Below are 2,342 nucleotides of genomic sequence, written 5' to 3'. Positions count from 1 at the left end.
GTTGTCGTCGATGAATTTACCCGCACCGATGACCCAGACATTCTGGCGATAGGAGATTGTACCCGCCATCATAATCTGTTCTTCGACAAAAGGCAGCGTCTTGAATCAGTCGCTAACGCTGTTGAGCAAGCTCGTACGGCGGCAGCTACACTTATGAGTGAAGAAAAGCCCTACGATAGCCCTCCCTGGTTCTGGTCGAACCAGTATGATGTTCGTTTGCAGATGGTAGGATTGTCCCAAAATCATGACCAGCGTGTACTGCGTGGCAGTATCCTTGACAAGGAATTCGCAGTTTTCTATCTATGTCTTGGTCATGTTATTGCTGTTGATGCAGTCAATTTTCCAGTTGCATTCATGGTGGGTAAACAGTTGGTTAAACTGCGCAAGAGTGTCAGCGCTGAAGTGTTGTCTAATCCGAATATCGAACTGAAGTCTTTAATCTGAAGCACTGCAAGAATTGCTATCTCCAATAGTCTCGATGACGACTTGTGTCAACGGAAACCGTATCCGGTACCGAAGGTCGATCTGAGCAATCAAGTGGCGTGGACATGGTCGATATACAGCTTTATTCGTTGGGTGTTAACGACAACGTAGCTATGTGTAGAGATGCCGCAAGCCCAAGTGGGGCGGTCAAGCATCGCTCAGCGGTAGTTCCCACTTGGGCGGGTAAGGCGGTGGGTCGTTTACATCTGCACGGGCTCGCAGATGAACGGCGAGCATGTTGCACCAGACTTTGAGATAGCGGTCAAAGAGCGTTTTGTCGGCAACGATGTGCAAATCCTGCGCCATGCCGCGCAACAGCCATTGCGTCAACATCATCATCGAGCGCACATCGGTGTCTTCACTAATGGCCTCCAGATAATGGTCTGCCGCGTTACCGACGATGAAGTAATTGGAAGTCCAGACACGTTGCAAAATGGATGCAAGCTCAGGGTCATGTTGGCTGGCTGTCAATAGTTGCATCAACGGGATAAATTCCGGCTGATCGAAAACATTCTTCCATGCACCAAAGATAAGGGCTTCTAGTCGATCTTCAGATCCATGGAGTTTGGCGATGGCTTTACCCAGCTGAATATAGTGCTGGCGAATTAAATGCTCAGCTGCCGCAGCGATCATGTCTGCTTTACTAGAGAAATGGTGTAGTGGGGCGCCCCTAGATACGCCAGCGATGTTGATAATGCGACTGACGGTGGTGCCAGCGAATCCATCCTTCTCTAGACAGGTGAGCACTGCCTGAATGATGCGTTCCCGCATGGCGTCGCTACGTTGTTCCTGGGTGCGTCGTTGAGCATTCATCGCGTTCTCTGTCTATTACTGAGCATGGTCACTGGGATGCAGAGGCCTGATTCTAAATGATAAATGGATTGTAGCGTAGCTCGCCAATAAACAAGTTGAACGTACGTATTGTAAGTTATAAAGTCTTGCCATTGTTCCTGAATCAACGTTGGAAGCCTGTAATGAGTGATGTGCATGTACCGGCGGCTGTATCGCCGATGATCCCCCGTACTCTCTTCAATGAAGACCATGAGGCGTTCCGCGCCACAGCAAGGCGTTTCTTCGAGACTGAAATCTCCCCTTACCACGAGAAGTGGGAGGAGCAGCAACATATTGATCGTGAACTGTGGAACAAGGCGGGGGAGCTGGGGCTGCTGTGTCCAACGATGCCTGAAGAGTACGGCGGCTGCGGCGTTGACCGTCTCTATTCGATGATACTGATGGAGGAGCAGGCGAGGGTGGGGGATTCGGCCAGCGGCTTTGCCCTGCACTCGGACATTGTTGCCAACTACATCAACAACTTTGGTTCCCATGAACAGAAAAGCCAGTGGCTGCCCAAAATGGCCACCGGTGAAGCGGTCACTGCCGTGGCCATGACCGAGCCGGGTACCGGTTCCGATCTTCAACGTATCAAGACCACGGCCACCCTTGAGGGCGATCACTACGTGGTAAATGGCTCGAAAATCTTTATCACCAACGGTTACCTCTGTGACATGGCGGTGGTGGCGGTGCGTACCGGGCCGGCTGAGCTGGGTGCACAAAGTGTGTCCCTGATGATTATTGAGGCGGATCGCGAGGGCTTCTCCAAGGGCAAGCCGCTGAAGAAAGTCGGCATGCGCGGGCAGGACACCTGCGAGTTGTTCTTCGACAACGTCAAGGTGCCCAAGGAAAACCTGCTGGGTGCCGAGGGCATGGGTTTCATTGCCTTGATGAAGGAGCTGGCCTGGGAGCGGATGATGATCGCCATCATCTGTTCGTCGGCTGCCGAGCATGCGCTGGCAACCACCGTGGAATATGTGAAACAGCGCCAGGCGTTTGGCAAGCCGGTGGCGGCATTCCAGAACACC

Annotated in this window: 3 protein-coding genes; 2 read left to right on the top strand and 1 reads right to left on the bottom strand. The window is 52.3% G+C overall.

Translation table 11 applies throughout. From position 1 onward, the window contains the following. A partial coding sequence (locus A3754_RS17940) for an oxidoreductase C-terminal domain-containing protein (protein WP_304439846.1) occupies positions 1–444 on the top strand: 444 nt, incomplete at its 5' end. Positions 445–630: 186 nt separating this feature from the next. On the opposite strand, the gene A3754_RS17935 is transcribed toward A3754_RS17940, so the two are convergent. Continuing rightward, on the bottom strand, positions 631–1,296 hold the full coding sequence (locus A3754_RS17935) for a TetR/AcrR family transcriptional regulator (RefSeq protein WP_022983803.1): 666 nt from the start codon (positions 1,294–1,296) through the stop codon (positions 631–633). Positions 1,297–1,457: 161 nt separating this feature from the next. Here A3754_RS17935 and A3754_RS17930 point away from each other — a divergent pair. Beyond that, positions 1,458–2,342 (top strand): acyl-CoA dehydrogenase family protein (locus A3754_RS17930; protein WP_063520795.1); only part of this gene is annotated, 885 nt, incomplete at its 3' end.

The sequence above is a fragment of the Alcanivorax sp. HI0083 genome, assembly GCF_001635175.1.
The sequence above is the reverse complement of the archived record's forward strand: the minus strand, read 5'-3'. Positions and strand labels throughout refer to the sequence as shown.